Here is a 15,273-nt window from a genome sequence, read left to right as displayed (position 1 = left end):
CGGTTTTCAAGACTATGCGGATAGATTATGGGAAGGGTATTAGGAAAGGAGGGACAGTCTACCTCGCCCGGACATAGAAGTGCAAGTGATTACTTGTAAAGTTTGAGAAATACGTATATCTATATAAAGGACGGTTTCAAAATATGAAATTTTTGAAGGCGGAGTTCAATTTTTTATGAGCTTAGACTCCTCCATGACTAGAAAATTTGCAGAAAAAAGCGTTAGAAAAAATATGAAAAATTTATCTTATTGGCAAAATAAAGAGTACCCTTGTTTGACTGGAGACATAGCAACTGATGAAGAGTTTAACCAAATATTAGCTAAACTACTAGGCTGATTGTCAAGGGGGCGGGGTTATTGGCACCTCCGGGAACGCAAAGGGATGTTCCCTTATGGGATTACCCGTACTGGCTCTACTTGAGAGGTCTGTGATATAATACATAGCATGCTAGCTATTGGGGGTGGAGTAGTGGCGAATCAAAATAGAAATGTACGGATGATTTGTCAGCTTGGTAATTCTTTGGTCAAATACCGCAACCAAAAGGCAGAATCCTTTGGGCTGACTTCAGCGCAAATAGATGTGCTAGTTTTTCTGTTGAAGAAACAAGGGTGTGAGGAAATCAATCAATTGGATGTACAGAATCATCTGATGCTTACTAATCCTACAGTCACAGGTATCGTACGTCGCTTGGAAGAGAAGGGCTTTATTAGCCGGGGAAAGAGCATTCGTGATGCTCGTTATAATTGTGTGTACCTGACTGATAAAGTAATTGGATTGGAGGATGTGCTGCAGTCCAATGCTGCGGTGGCAGAAAAACAATTGCTGCAGGGGATGAGCGGCCCGGAACGAGAAGAGTTCAGCCGTCTGCTGAAGCTGGCACTAAGCAATATAGAATAGATTGTTTGCGTAAATACATAGCATGCAATGTTAAAAAGGGAGTTATAGTTTTGGGGGTAGGCAAGGTGAGTAAGGCTAAATTATGGACGAAAGACTTTATTATCATTTCTGCAACGACGTTCTTTGTTGCTCTGACTTTTTACTTATTAATGACGACAATGACGATTTATGCCATTGAACAATTTAATGCTTCACAAAGCCAAGCGGGTCTGGCTTCTGGCATTTTTGTCATTGGTGCGCTTATTTCGCGTCTCCTGGCAGGAAAATACATGGCGGTAATTGGTCATAAAAAGATGCTTCTTGGAAGCTTGGCTTTGTTTTTGATTGCCACGGTGTCATATTTTCTAGTAGATAGCTTAATCTTGTTGCTAGTTGTTCGTTTTATACATGGAGCAGCTTTTGGTGTGGCCACAACGGCAATGTCAACAGCCATAATTGATATTATTCCGAGGGTGCGTCGTGGAGAAGGAATAAGTTACTTTTCATTAAATCCAACCGTTGCTACGGCAATTGGACCTTTTTTAGGCATCTTTATCATGCAACATGCTGATTTCAACATGATGTTTATTGTCTGTACAGTTTTCTCTGCAATGAGTATTTTTATAATGTTACTGGCACAGATACCGGAAGCAAGAATAACCAGCGAACAACTGGAAGCGATGAAAGGATTTAGATGGCAAGACTTCTTCGAAAAAAGTGCGCTTCCTATTTCAACCATTATGTTCCTCGCCGGAATAGCTTACTCAGGCATTCTGACCTTTCTTAATTCTTATGCAATAGAAATTAACTTAACAGCTTCGGCAAGTTTCTATTTTATTGTATATGCTGTGTTCATCTTAATTTCAAGACCCTTTACGGGTCGGTTGCTGGATATGAAAGGGGATAATATAGTTATGTATCCGGCCTTGCTATTGTTTACATTAAGCTTAGTATTGCTTAGCCAAGCTGATAACGGTTTAGTTCTTCTGCTATCAGGAGCGTTGGTTGGTCTTGGCTTTGGAACTGTTATGTCTTGCGCCCAAGCTATTGCCATGAAAGAAGTGCCAAAACACCGCATCGGGCTTGCCACCGCAACCTTTTTCTTTTGTGCTGACCTAGGGATCGGAACTGGCCCTTTTTTAATAGGGAGTATAGCCCCTATCGTTGGTTTTCGCGGAATGTATATGATACTTGCCGGAATGGTTTTTCTATCTGTCTTCTTATACTATGTAGTGCATGGAAGATGGCAGTATTCTAATGTTAGTTAGCGGCTATTATTAAATAAGTCAAAAGTAGAACAAGTCAAATCGACAATTACGTACAAATGAATACAATCCGGCATTGAACACAGGATCGGTTTGTGGCTTTTTGACAAGTAATTTGTAATAAAAAAGGAAACTGAAAATATTTCCAGAATTATGTGAAAAATGGAAATTTAACAGCACGTGTGACTGTGCCTGGAGGTGGATTCTAAATGACTGCAATGATAGTTAATAAGTTGCGGCCACCCTATTTCGGCGCGAAGCTGATTGAACGCCCACAGCTTTGGGAATTGATTTTAAAGTCCGGGAATCGACAGGTTGTAGTTATCTCGGCGCCTGCTGGCTATGGGAAAACGACCTTGATGGTTCAACTGGCTGGAATCATGAAGAAGCCGCTAGTATGGTATCAACTGGATGAGTATGATAACGACCCGGCGGTCTTTCTCCAATATCTAGTTGCCGGAGTGGAACAGTATTTCCCGGGGTTCGGAAAAGAAGTGCTACAGATCATCGCACATGGAAAAATAGAAAAACATCTGCGTCTATTGGCGGTTGTATTCGCCCAGAGCTTGAACAAGCAGATCAAAGGTAACCTGACCGTCGTACTAGACGACTATCATCTGATAACCACACCAACTATTCATCGCTTGATGCAGGAATTATTGCAACAACTTCCAGACAACGTTCAAATTCTTATTGCCAGCCGGATGTCGCTGCCGTTTTCAATTTCGCGACTGACCCTTAGTGGCAAGGTATACCACGTCGGGATAGAAGGATTGCGCTATACCAGCCAAGAAATCAGCAATGTTTTTGCTAAACAGCATATCGAACTATCAGAGACATTGCTGATCCAGTTGGAAGAGAAAACAGCCGGCTGGCCAGCTGCTCTCCACTTTCTTGAGACTTCGCACTCCAGTATCGAGGCTTTCTTGCACAATAACGAGGTGCAGGAAATCTACGATTATTTAGCATCAGAGGTTTTTGACCGGCAGCCGAAAGAAATACAACAATTTTTGGAAGCCACTTCTGTATTAGAAGTTATGACTCCTGATTTTTGCGATTTACTGCTGGAACGCAGTGAATCCTACCAAATATTAGACTCCCTCGCTCGACAGCAAATTTTCCTCACTTCACTCGTAGGCAAAAAAAAGACGTATCGCTATCACCAACTGTTTAGGGAATTCCTACAGGAACGGTTAGGCACCAGGCGTCAGGCCTTATTGCATCGGGCTGCCCTGCTGTTTAGGGAAGCGGGAGAAGCAGAAAGTGCGGTAGAGTATCTAGTTGCAGCAGATTCTTATGAAGAAGCCATCATGATTATCAAGGAAGTAGCGCAGAGGACACTAAACCGCGGGGGCTGGCAGACCGTTGCCCGCTGGTTAGAAACGCTGCCTATTGAGCGCGTGGCTACCGACCCGTGGTTATCTTTGTATCTTGGCACCGTCGAGGTCCGTCGTGGCCGTTTGGCCGAGGCACAGAGCTGGGCAAGTCGCGCGACAAGTCTGTTTGCTGGCAACGGGGACTTGTCAGCATTAACAGAAAGTCGTTTGCTGGCAGCACAGATTTTGTGCCGTTATGGTCAGTTTGTAAAAAGTCTCAAGATTTTGGAGGAGATTTTGGGACAAATATCAGGTTCCCCATGTCCCCTCACCTTAACTGTCACATTGGAAAAATCATTGTGCTTACTCATGACAGGACAAGTAAGTGAGGCGGAGGCGACTTTGCGCTCAACTATCGAAATCGTTAAATGGAATAATGAAAAGTATTTTTTGATCCATCTCCTCGAGGGATTAGGTGATCTCCTCTATATGCAGGGAAATTATCATAAGGCGCTGCAAACGTATCAACAAGCGGCAGAACTTTCGCTGGACCGGGTTTTGCCAAGCTATTATATGCAAGACAGTATTTCAACCATCTATCAGGACTGGGGTGAGTTCGATAAAGCCCTCGATTATGCTAAACGGAATGTAGCGATTAAGGAAAACCTCGGTCTAGACGAAGTACTGCCTTCAGCATATATTCAGTTGGCCAGTATTCATGCTGACCGAGGTGAGTGGAAGCAGGCAGAGGAACAATATAATCGAGCAATTCAGTTGATTAGAGATCACAATGGCGGGCGGTTCTACCTTGTCCTAAATTTAATCTTCTTGGCTCAATGTCTCGGCTTACAGGGCAGGTGGATCGAGGCGAGGGTCAAAAGTGAAGAAGCCCTGATGGAAGCAAAACAACTATCCGGTCTTGCACTGGCTGTGTGCAGGTCAGTCGGATCAGTGGTTTTCGCGCAGACAGGTAGTTTGCGCGAAGGGGCAGACATGCTGAAAGAAGCGATAGCTGCGTTAGAGAAAATGAAGTTAAAAAAGCAGTCTGTCACGCCTATGCGATTCAGGCATGGTTCTATTCTCATGATAATGAAATGGCTAGCATGCAAGCATTCGCAAAAAAGGCGTTGCAATTTGCTGCTGAACTGAATTATCTGCAAATATTTTTAACTTATCGGGCAATGTTTCAGCCCATATTGAAAATTGGCATGGAATCGGGCATTGAAGTTACTTTTGTGCAACGAACCCTCGTTCGTCAAGGCGAAGCTGCTTTAGCGATGTTGTTGGAACTTGCCACTCATTTAGATCCTGCGGTGCGCCAGCGGACTATTGCGCCATTAGCAGAAATTGGAGGCATGCAAGCGGAAATGGCTATACTTCGCTTAACAACCGACTCGGATTGTGAGGTGCGTCAGATTGCCCGATTGACGAAAAAGCGACTTGATATGCCCGTAGTTGGGGAGAGTCTTAGCGAAGTTGCTGCTCCGGTATTGCAAATCGATATGCTCGGTCCTTTTCGAGTCTTGATGCAAGGAGACGAGGTGGAAGCGGCAAGTTGGCGCACGCTGAAAACCCGTGATTTGCTGGCTTATTTAGTTGATCGCGGCGAACCTGTCAGTAAAGAGAAAATTTTGGAGGATTTGTGGCCAGATAGTGATGTCGATAGTGCCACTGTTATCTTTCACACCACGTTATACAATCTAAGGAAATTTCTGGCTAAGACAGCCTGTCGGGCCAGTATCTTATATAGTGGCCGACAATACCAATTACGCCCCGGGAGTTTCACGAGCGACCGGCAGAATTTCCGGGAGTCGGTAACGGCGGGATTGCAAGCAGAGGCTGATCCGGGGTTAGCCATTGGGTTATTAGAACAGGCGATTGCGCTTTATCGCGGCGACTACTTGGAGGAGATGGACTACGCGTGGCTGCTGCCGCAACGGGCAAACCTAAGCCATCTCTATATCGAAGCCCGTATCCGGCTAGCACGTTACTACCTTGCCGCGCAAGACTACACTCGCGCGGTGTTCCAATTGCAAGCTGTTGAGAAAGAAGACCCGTTTGCCGAAGAGGTTCATAGCTTGCTGATGACTACCTATGCTAAACAAGGAAATCGGGTGGCGGTCAAGAAACAATATCAGCGCTTGCGGGATGTCTTGAAACGAGAGTTAGGTTTAGAGCCGGCTCCTGAAATTAGTCGACTATACTGCCAGCTAGTTCGCTAGGAACGGACTACTTTTTTACCAGTTCGACGCGGCGATTTTTAGTTCGTCCTTCCTCAGTCGAATTATCAGCAATAGGCTTTTCATAGCCATATCCGACTGCATTGAGCCGATCGGGAGCTATGCCGCGCTGTACCAGTACTTTTACTACTGCCTGTGCGCGCTTTTCAGACAGCAGTTTATTGTCCTCTGCTGAACCAATCGTATCAGTATGTCCCTCAATGGTTAGTTTAAGACCAGGGTTAGCTGCCAGCAAGCGATAGATTTCTGTGATGATCTGATCATGTTCTGGTTTAATATCTGCTCTTGCCGTGTCGAAATTAAGATAAACGGCAACGTGTCCGGCGCTATTCAGTGATTCCAGGAGACCGCTTGCTGTAATGTCTTGATACATGGCTTCCTTTTCAATCAAGGTTACAGTAAATGCATTTCCGTCGTTGTAGGCGTTAACATCAAGCCAAAGCTCCTTATCGCCTTTTATTACCTTAAATGTTGCGACTCGCCCTACTCTGCCTTCAGCGTTTTCCCCTTCGAACAGCTTGATGCCAGACATGGCTGCGACTGCATTTGCGTAATTGCGAGTGATCTGCAAAGGACTGGCCGCAGTTTTATCATCATTTATCGAATAGATTACTTGATATTTTTTCCCTTCTATTGTCTGGATTCCATCGGAGGTAATAAAGTGGAATTCATCAAAATCACGATCCATATTGTCATCGACATAATAGTTAGGCATACGGGAAAAGTAGGGGATACTTGCCCCATCATCTGGGTTTGCCCATACGACCGGTAACGTAACTAGATATAGAGCACAGAATACAATCAGCAATAATGTTCTCTTCATTTGATCGCGGCTCGTGACCGCCTTCCCCCCTTTGATTAAATTATTGTCTATAATCTGCTTTCTACAATCTTGCCCAACTGCTTAAGTTGATCTATCGTCAGCGTTGTACCGTTGGGAGGGACTAAATAGCTATATAACTCTACCGTATGCTGGCCTTTGCGAAATAGTAAGCCGTATTGAGGCGAATTCTTCGGTCCGATAAATGCTTCCTCACCAATTCCTGTGATTGTCGAATGGAACATATTTGTAGAATTCGCATAGGTTTTATACGCTGAAGCGCTACTCAGTTTAAACATTACAAACAATTTTTCATCAGCTGTGGCAAAATTCAGGTCTCCGCCCGCTCCCTTATTTGGGTCTTTCGCCACTAGTTTTATTCCTGTTAGGCCACTGACATTTTCGACATCAGCGACCGTCAGATATTTGCTTTTGTCTGCAACCACAGGCGTCGATTTCTGTTGGTTTACATTTTTCGGTGCTGCAGCTGGCGGCGCCTTAGCTGCTTCCTTGTTTGTGCCGCAGCCAACCAATCCAAGAGTTGCGACCATTAGGATTATCGCAACAAATACGATGGTGATTCTCTTCATTTTTGTACCTCCTTCAACTGATTAAATATCTCTAAGTTCTACCATCCAATTAGGCAACAAACTGCCCTCCTCTACCTATGATGCTTTCGCGGCGTATTACGCTTGACGCAATTGAACGCAGTATCACCTCCTTGCAGTAATAGTCGAAACAGAGAACTGCTTTCACAAATGAACTTACTGAATAATCCAATTTTAGCAGTTCGTTCTGAACATAAATTGAACATTTTAAAATAAGACTAGTTTTCACAGCCAAGCGGCTTGATCTAAAAGCCCCCGATTTCGGGGGCTTTTAGTATTCTTTCAAATTGCTTCAGTCCACGGTTATGTTCAATTTTTGTTCAGAATCATTAACTATCATATATAAATAGTAGATTTATCGACAAGAATCAAAGAAAGGACTTTAGCCTATGCATGATTCGCAGTTGGAATCCGTCGGCAACATGTCGACTAAAAAGCCCTATGTATCTTTTGATGCTGGCCCTCTCACCTGTAAAACTGATATTGATGGCCTAGAATTCGACTTCAACTACGGTGCCCGCATCAAGGTTCCGGCCGGCAATTGGCGTGTCAAAATTATTGACCGCGATTGTTGCGTTACCCTCTATGACGCCAAGGCTGACAATGTCATTGCTACCAGCACCAAAAAATATTACGTCAACTTTGGCCTGGAAATCTATCTTGACGAACAACTCGTGCTTCGCCATGACCTTGCCCTCGCCGGTAAAAAAGTTCTCATTAAATTTCCTGTTGGCACCATTGGTGACATTATTGCTTGGTTTCCCTATGCCCAGGTCTTTAAGTATAAGCATAATTGTGAGGTCTATTGCGCTATGGCGCCCGAACTAGCCGACTTGTTCAGCCCCGCTTACCCAGAATTGCACTTCATCGGCCCGGACGAACGCCCTCCGGAACTTTATGCTTCATATTATATGGGCATTTTCTTCCCTTGTGATGACCGGATGCATCAGCCGGTGGACTGGCGCATCGTGGGTTTACAGAAAACAATTCCCTATATTCTCGGGTTAGACCCAGTGGAAATCCGTCCTTGTATATTGCCGCAAAACCCAGAGCGGCTGATCGCAGAACCCTATGTCTGTATTGCCGCTCAGGCTACCAGTCAGGCCAAGTACTGGAATAACGGATCCGGCTGGATGAATGTGGTCAAATATTTAAAGGAGAAGGGTTACCGTGTGTTATGCATCGACAAGGAAAGCTGCCACGGATCAGGCAGTCGTTGGAACACCATTCCCTATGGAGCTGAGGACTTTACAGGTTCGTTACCCCTCATAGAGCGGGTTGACCTTCTTTTTCACGCTGACTTCTTTGTCGGGCTTTCCAGCGGTTTATCCTGGCTGGCCTGGGCGGTGGGAAAGCCAGTGATTATTATCAGTGGATTCAGCCTGCCTATCACTGAATTCTACACCCCCTACAGAGCTATCAATTATCATGTCTGCAACGGCTGCTGGACAGACAGCGCCATTGAATTCGAGCACGATGATTTTGCCTGGTGCCCACGGCACAAGAACACCGACCGGCAGTTCGAGTGTACCCGATTCATTAATGCCGACTATGTAAACGGTATAATTGACCGGTTAATGCTTGATTATAACCTGCAACCAAGAAAGGAGCGAAAAAATTCATGGTAAAACAAATCAAGAAGAACAAAAGCCGCAGCTGGCAAAAGCAGCTTGCGGTTGTTATCGCTCTGGTCAACGGCTTCAATAATGCCGCGCCAATCGCTCTCCCCCTGGCCACTATCGATGTCACCGCCCCCGTCGCCAGGCGAGGCGAAATTGAGCGGGAATTGGCCAATAGCTTCAACCGCGGCGGTCAACTATTAGATCGCTTGTTTTTTAGCACCGCTTATGCAGAGGTAATAAATGATGGAGTTACAAAAAATGTCGAACTTGAGAACAGCCCCGCCGACGGAGACATCATCAACAAGGGCGGCACGCAGAATGTGAACGCCAGTGGCAGCGCGACCAACACCGTTGTTAACGGTGGCATACAGAATGTGAATAACGGTGGCAGTGCCACCAGTACTACTATCAACAGCGGTCACCAGTTGGTGAGCTCCGGCGGCAGCGCGACCGGCACCATTATTAACGGTGGATTTCAAAACGTGAACGGCGGCACCGTCAGTGGCACCATAATCAGCAGTGGCATTCAGAATGTGCATAGCGGCACAGCGAAAGATACTACTATTAGCGGCGGCACACAGTTTGTGTATCGTAGTGCCGAAGACACCCTTATCCACAGTGGCGGTAATCAAACAGTGCGTTTCCATAACGGATCCGGCGGCATCGCTACCAATACAACTATTCAAAGCGGCGGCATCCAGCAAGTATCTAGCGGCGCTACTGCCACCAATACCATTATCAGTGCTGGCGGTCAGCAGAATGTGTATTTGGGCGGCACTGCCAATAACCTCAATGTTTACGGCACGCAGACTGTATACGGCACTACCAGCGGCAGCATGATTATGGACGGCGGTAAGCAGACTGTGCACTCCGGCGGTACCGCCACTAACGGCAGCATTCAAAGCGGCGGCACGCAGACTGTCTCTAGTGGCGCTACCGCGGTAAGTGCCACTATCAACAACGAAGGCTGGCAGTATGTATACAATGGCGGCAGCGCTGCTGGCACTACCATCCACGGCGGCGGTACGCAGGAGTTGTCCGGCAGTGCCACCGGCACCACGATCAGCGGCGGCAAGCAAGACGTGTCCGGCGGCAGTGCTATTAGCACGATTATTCATGCAGGAGGAGAACAAAATGTACGCCTCGGCGGCAAGGCTATTCACACTACCATCAGCGGCGGAAGGCAGGACATAAACATTGGCGGTACTGCCACTAGCAGCACGATCAACAACTTCGGCGATCAGAAGGTATACGGTGGTGGTACTGCCACTGATACCACGATCAACGACGGCCAACAGGAGGTGTTCTCTGGCGGTACTGCTACCGACACCACGATTAACAGCGGCGGCCAGCAGATTGTGTCTACAGGCGGCATCGCTAATAACACTACCATAAATGGATTTATTGACTCCGCTGGCGACATCTATAGTTACGGCTTACAGGAGTTATACGGCACAGCCAGTGCGACCACCATCAACAGCGGTGGTCAGCAGGTTGTGAATGGCGGCAGCGCCAGCAGCTCCATGATAAACAGCGGCGGGGAGCAGATTGTATACAATAGCGGCACTGCCACTGGCACCACAATCAACGGTGGCGAGCAAAATGTGAATGCAGGCGGCAGCACTACTGGCACCACAATCAACGGTGGCGAGCAAAATGTGAATGCGGATGGCAGCACCACTGGCACCACGATCAACAGCGGTGGGAAGCAGAATGTGTACAACAGCGGTAGTGCCACGAACACTACCGTCCATAATGGCGGCTGGCAAACTGTGCGATCAGGCGCCATTGTCACAGATACCACTATCAACGGCGGCTCTGTCATCCTCATCAATGACGGAGCTACTCTAGCTGGCAGCACTATCCTGAATCAGGGAAGTATTCAAGCAGGATTGGACAACGACTTATCCTATACTATCGAGGATCTGACGGTAACCGGCGGCAAAATTATTTTAAGTAACGTTACCCCAGAAAGTATCAACAAGACTGCGGACCGCAGACTTACCATTGATAAACTTACCGGCGCAGCTAATTTTATCATTGCCACCGACCTGGCGAAGGGCAAAGCCGACCACATCACCATTGCCAGCGGCGGTTCGGTGCAGCACACTCTGCAGATTGCCTATGATCCCTTATACGAAAGCGACGATACGATTGACGGCGTTTCTGTGCCCTTTGCCGCAGTACCTGGCAGCGGTATCGGCTTTAGCGCAGTCGCCACCGACTACGGAGCTTACCGTTACACGCCGACCCTGGCAGCCAGTCCGGACGGCACTGTCTGGTCAATTACCGGTCTTGATTTATCTGATTCCGGGTTGCCTGAACCCAGTGAGACCTGCTACACCGCCTCTGATGCTGCAACCGGCAGCCTAATGATTTGGCGGCAGGAGAATAACAGCCTGATCCGGCGCATGGGCGAGCTGCGAAACAACCCTGGAGAAAGCGGAGACTGGGTGCAGGTCTACAAAGGTGAGCAGGAAATCGCCAATATCGGTACCCGCAGCACCACCCAGCGCTATACCGCCATCCAGGGTGGTCATGATAGCAAGGTCGATTTCTGGGGCCGCACTTGGCGTGCCGGCTACGTCGTCGGCTATCTTGACTCAGACCTTAGTTTGGCACATGGCAGCGGCGATGCGACCAGCCTGAGCATTGGCGGTTATGCCGCCTGGCTAGGTGAAAGCGGACATTTCCTTGACCTCATCATCAAACAAGGGCGTCTGAAAACCAGCTATGATAGTTACCTAAATGATCCGGACAATACCAAAGTGAGCGGCAGCTACCGCAACTGGGGCACCAGCTTCTCAGCCGAATACGGCTGGCGTAAACAGCTTGCCGGTAATTGGTACCTGGAACCGCAGGCCGAGCTAACCCTGGGTCGAATTGGTTCAGACTCTTATACAGCTAGTGACGGCACTACAGTCCGCCACAACAGCTTAAACAGCGTCATCGGCCGTCTGGGACTAGCTGCAGGCCGTACAACTGACAGTGGTAACTTCTATGCAAAGGCCTCGTTGGTTAGAGAGTTTAATGCTAACTCGCGTGTCACTATGGCGTCAGGCGGTCATGCACCGGTGACGCTAGAACAGAACCTGAAAGAAAATTGGCTGGAACTGGCAGTCGGCGTCACCGGTGCATTGAGCGAAAAGACCGATGGCTATTTGGAAGTCAGCCGTACTACCGGCGACAAGGTGAAAACTCCTTGGCAAGTTAACTTGGGTACCAGGTGGAACTTCTAAACGTATAGAACCTCATATACGAGAATATAGGTATATCCGTTAGACATACTGTATTAAGTTTTTTAGCATCAAAGGATTCTATGAATTCATTAGATATTGTGCGTTTATCGTGTCTATTGAGCCGGGATAAGGTCAATTATTATTACAGAATACTATGCACGGTTTAGTTCTTCTGATATCGGGAGCGTTGGTAGGTCATGGCTTGGGAACTGGAAGATGGCAGTATTCAAACGTTAATTAGCGGGAATTTTAAATAAGTCAAAAAACAAAAAACCTAACCCCGTGTTTACCCAAACATCTGGATAGAAGAGATATCGACGAAAAAGAGCCAAGCCATTGAGCAATGGTTTTTGGCTCTTTTTTGAACTTCTATTTGGAGACAGCCTCATATTTGATGCACAATCTAAATTACCATAAATCCTTAAAGCATTTCGTTGTTCCGGTAAGTCCCGCTTGAAGCTTTGTACTATTTTTGATCCTCAGCGTACCCAACATTAGCTCCCAATATAGTATTGACAGGGGACTTAATGCCAGTTTCTGCGCCTACGAATTTGTGCATATTAATTAACCTTTTTGGCCATAACAGCGAACTCTAGTATACCTACTGAATAAGGGCCAACTTCATATTGTTGAAAGAATATGATTGGCTGACCATTATCCGCGATGTAAAAAAACGGTCTGTCGTTAATCCCTTGAAAAGGTTCGAAGATGGGAATGCCTCGCTCTTTAATTTGTTCAGTAATCTGTTCATTAATATTAGCCCTGGCAGAACTGTCAAATTCGAACAGATCACTAAATTCATACCGTTCACCTGAATTTAAGTCATATGTATAACCTTCCCTAAAGGAAGCGCCATGAGCGCCACCGGTATAGGTATATCTTGTAACGGTAAAGCTTATCATCTCCGGTGAAAGGTGATGCACTTTATATTTTACGATAGCTTCGCTGGTCGTATCGTTGTTATTGTCTGCAATAAATTTATCAATCATTATTTTAAGTTCCTTATTGATCTTGTCCTGAGCGGCCGTATTATTCATGCCTTTGAAATAAGGATAAATGATATCAAAAGAACCTTTTTGATATTTATGGTCTACAACAAATAGATTGGTGTTTTGCTGTGCCAGAGCGATATTCACTAAAGTTATTAAAATAATAGCTGTGAGTATAATTGATTTTTTCATTGCTTTCTCCTATTCCGTTATTATGTGTAATTATAGCAGAAAACCGCTCCTATGAGTCAAAACCTTCGATCTTCGCTAACAATAATCCATCATCGCTTTTACATTTATTATTACCATATATTCCATATAGTGATAATCCAGTATATAATAGTCATGTGTAGTATGGAGCAATCAGTAGGTTTTTTGCGAATTAAGAGCAGAAATATGATTTATACAGTAGGGCGGAAGTATGGTCTAAGTTAATGGTTACCTTAGATAATTCTGAACTCTACGGAGTGTTTTTTTTATTTTTCTAGCTTATAGCAATCTTACTAAACCTGCTCTAAAAAACCTTCTGAATTCCAAAATGCATTAAAACGTATTAAGGGGTCGATAACTTTGGAAAATGCTCTTCAGAAAAAGTATGGCCTTTTGACCGCAATTGCTATGGTTGTTGGAATTGTAATTGGCAGTGGGGTTTTCTTTAAAGCTGAGAAAATTTTAACTGCCACCGGAGGTGATCTGCCGTTAGGTATTCTAGCCTGGGCTATCGGCGGAATGATTATGATTGTCTGCGCCTATGTATTTGCTACGATGGCCACAATGTATGAAAAAGTAAACGGTATTGTCGACTACGCTGAGGTTACGCTCGGCGGCCAGTATGGTTATTTCATCGGCTGGTTCATGGCAGTTATTTACTATCCAACTATTACCTCGGTACTTGCCTGGGTTTCAGCACGGTATACCTGCGTATTACTAGGGTGGAATATTGTCGGAGCAGAGGCAATGGCACTGTCTGGGTTTTATCTAGTTGCAAGCTATGCCTTAAATGCGCTTTCGCCAAGACTTGCCGGTAAGTTTCAGGTTTCCACAACGATAATAAAACTTATCCCGCTCGCACTAATGGCCGTAGTCGGCATATTTTCTGGCTTAAAAAGCGGCATTTTAATTGAAAATTTCACCGGCGGTGTCATTGCCGATGTAAGCGAAAACCCTCTATTTACCGCAGTTGTTGCAACCGCGTTTGCTTATGAAGGCTGGATTATTGCCACAAGTATTAATGCCGAACTTAAAGATTCCAAGAAAAACTTGCCTCGAGCGCTGACCTTCGGCACTCTTTTCGTTGCTTTGATTTATATCTTATATTACACCGGCCTTGCCGGAGCGGTGGAAAACAGTGTGATTATGAAAGGCGGCGAAGCAGGCGCAAAACTGGCGTTCTCAACTGTATTCACAAACGCAGGTGGTGTAGTGCTATTCGTCTTTGTTGTTATCTCTTGTCTCGGCACGTTAAACGGCTTGATGATGGGCAGTACCCGCGGTTTTTACGCATTGGCAGCGAGAGATGTTGGGCCTTCGCCGGAGACCTTTAAAGGCATCGATAAAAATACTAACATGCCGACCAATTCTTCGATAATGGGTCTTCTCCTGTGCGGTGCATGGCTTTTGTACTTCTTTGGCGCAAATCTTACACCTAAACCTTGGTTTGGCCCCTTTAGCTTTGACAGCTCCGAGCTGCCTATTGTTACCCTTTACGCAATGTACATCCCGATCTTCATTATGATAATGCGAAAAGAAACTTCGCTAAGCTGTTTTAAACGCTTTGTAATGCCATCTCTTGCAACTTTTGCTTGTATCTTCATGGTAGTTGCAGCCTGCTATTCCCATGGAAAAGCAGTTGCTTTCTATCTTATCATATTCGCAGTTATCATGGCGCTCGGAGTATTCTTTAAACCCAGAAACTCTAACTTTGGTAATTCAAATACCCGCCAATTGCTATAATAGTAACAGGGATATTTAATAGTATTATAAGTCATGAGGCAGCACCTCAAACGGGCTGCCTCTATTTTTTTATCCCACTGGGGGGACTACCCAAACCTCTGCTCCCAACTATTATTTCAACGCCGGCCTACGGGTAAACTTCAAGTAATATAGTGACAAGAGGATAACGAGAAGCCCGCATAGAACAAGAAGTTTTATGTGGGCTTTTCCGATTTTTATGATATTTGCCGAGGAGTGATTGGTTTGAGAAAAATTCAGAATGTAACATTTGTTGGTCTGGGTGCTTTAGGATGTGCGTATGCAGGAAAACTGTTTGACATGAACCCGCAAGGGTTAAAGGTGTT

10 protein-coding genes are annotated in these 15,273 nt (G+C 45.8%); 7 read left to right on the top strand and 3 right to left on the bottom strand.

From position 1 onward, the window contains the following. The first annotated feature begins 469 nt into the window (after positions 1-469). The 4 genes from GX348_08235 to GX348_08220 all read left to right on the top strand — a co-directional run bounded on the left by GX348_08235 (position 470) and on the right by GX348_08220 (position 5,680). Entirely contained in the window at positions 470-898 is a 429-nt protein-coding gene (locus tag GX348_08235; protein ID NLP42166.1) for a MarR family transcriptional regulator, read from the top strand. A gap of 65 nt (positions 899-963) precedes the next feature. After that, a complete protein-coding gene (locus GX348_08230) occupies positions 964-2,145 on the top strand; it encodes an MFS transporter (protein NLP42165.1) in 1,182 nt (393 codons plus the stop codon). A gap of 206 nt (positions 2,146-2,351) precedes the next feature. Continuing rightward, complete coding sequence (locus GX348_08225; GenBank protein ID NLP42164.1) at positions 2,352-4,607, top strand: tetratricopeptide repeat protein; 2,256 nt, start codon at positions 2,352-2,354, stop codon at positions 4,605-4,607. Next, positions 4,553-5,680, top strand: coding sequence for a hypothetical protein (locus GX348_08220; protein ID NLP42163.1), 1,128 nt, complete (start codon positions 4,553-4,555; stop codon positions 5,678-5,680). The genes GX348_08225 and GX348_08220 overlap by 55 nt, the downstream gene beginning before the upstream one ends. A gap of 7 nt (positions 5,681-5,687) precedes the next feature. Here GX348_08220 and GX348_08215 read toward each other — a convergent pair whose 3' ends face one another. Further along, complete coding sequence (locus GX348_08215) at positions 5,688-6,521, bottom strand: OmpA family protein (GenBank protein ID NLP42162.1); 834 nt, start codon at positions 6,519-6,521, stop codon at positions 5,688-5,690. 47 nt (positions 6,522-6,568) lie between these two features. Further along, positions 6,569-7,108, bottom strand: coding sequence for a hypothetical protein (locus GX348_08210; protein ID NLP42161.1), 540 nt, complete (start codon positions 7,106-7,108; stop codon positions 6,569-6,571). Positions 7,109-7,548: 440 nt separating this feature from the next. Here GX348_08210 and GX348_08205 point away from each other — a divergent pair, with 440 nt between their 5' ends. Together GX348_08205 and GX348_08200 are read left to right on the top strand one after the other, a co-directional pair. Continuing rightward, positions 7,549-8,754, top strand: coding sequence for an autotransporter strand-loop-strand O-heptosyltransferase (locus GX348_08205; protein NLP42160.1), 1,206 nt, complete (start codon positions 7,549-7,551; stop codon positions 8,752-8,754). Beyond that, positions 8,748-11,987, top strand: a complete 3,240-nt coding sequence (locus GX348_08200; protein ID NLP42159.1) for an autotransporter outer membrane beta-barrel domain-containing protein — start codon at positions 8,748-8,750, stop codon at positions 11,985-11,987. Before GX348_08205 ends, GX348_08200 begins: the two co-directional genes overlap by 7 nt. Positions 11,988-12,547: 560 nt before the next feature. On the opposite strand, the gene GX348_08195 is transcribed toward GX348_08200, so the two are convergent. Continuing rightward, on the bottom strand, positions 12,548-13,168 hold the full coding sequence (locus GX348_08195; protein ID NLP42158.1) for a DUF3298 and DUF4163 domain-containing protein: 621 nt from the start codon (positions 13,166-13,168) through the stop codon (positions 12,548-12,550). Between the two features lie 378 nt (positions 13,169-13,546). Here GX348_08195 and GX348_08190 point away from each other — a divergent pair, with 378 nt between their 5' ends. After that, a complete protein-coding gene (locus tag GX348_08190; protein ID NLP42157.1) occupies positions 13,547-14,929 on the top strand; it encodes an amino acid permease in 1,383 nt (460 codons plus the stop codon). The last annotated feature ends 344 nt before the right edge of the window (positions 14,930-15,273 follow it).

This window comes from Veillonellaceae bacterium, assembly GCA_012523975.1.
In the GTDB taxonomy this organism is placed as follows: Bacteria; Bacillota; Negativicutes; order JAAYSF01; family JAAYSF01; genus JAAYSF01.
Note: the sequence above shows the minus strand (reverse complement) of the source record. Positions and strands in the feature narration are given on the sequence as shown.